At 55.4% G+C, this 529-nt stretch carries 1 pseudogene; it reads right to left on the bottom strand.

From position 1 onward, the window contains the following. Positions 1–372 precede the first annotated feature (372 nt). Positions 373–529, bottom strand: a pseudogene (locus GWC77_RS29920) (IS110 family transposase); the annotation flags it as partial.

Here is a 529-nt window from a genome sequence, read left to right as displayed (position 1 = left end):
CACATCATCATTGTTGGGAGCCTGCGCGAATCCGGACTGGTTTGCCCCAGCACTACCGCCCACTCTTGACCACATCCTGTTTGCCTTTGACTTTGCTCTCAATGACCTCGGCACAACTCCCGAGTGCAGCCCGCCAAGCTAACTGAAATGCCGAAGTCTCAAGGGCTATCTTCCGAAGTCCATGATTCAATTGCGAATCTATGAGGGTAAGCCAAATCAATTTTTCAAAAAGCTTTCATGCGTAACCCCTGGCCCACATGCCGAACGTCACGGATCGATATGCACCGCCGTCGACGTCGATATGAAATCGGTATCCGGCTTGCCGTGTTCATCAAGCGTGCCGTTGTTCGTTTCCATGTCCGCCGTCAGCACAACCGTGCTACCAACTTTCAGCACGATGGGAAGACCGTTGATGCGTGTCAGATCGACACCAGCCCAGCGCGCCAGCGCCGTGCGTGCATCAAATCGCGGCGTGTGCTTGTGGCGCTGTTTGTCCGCACCCAGTTTGATCTCGTGGCACCCGAGCGGC

Origin of the sequence: Paraburkholderia sp. NMBU_R16, from assembly GCF_013282575.1 — a bacterium.
GTDB lineage: Bacteria > Pseudomonadota > Gammaproteobacteria > Burkholderiales > Burkholderiaceae > Trinickia.
This window is presented reverse-complemented; position numbering and strand designations above follow the sequence as displayed.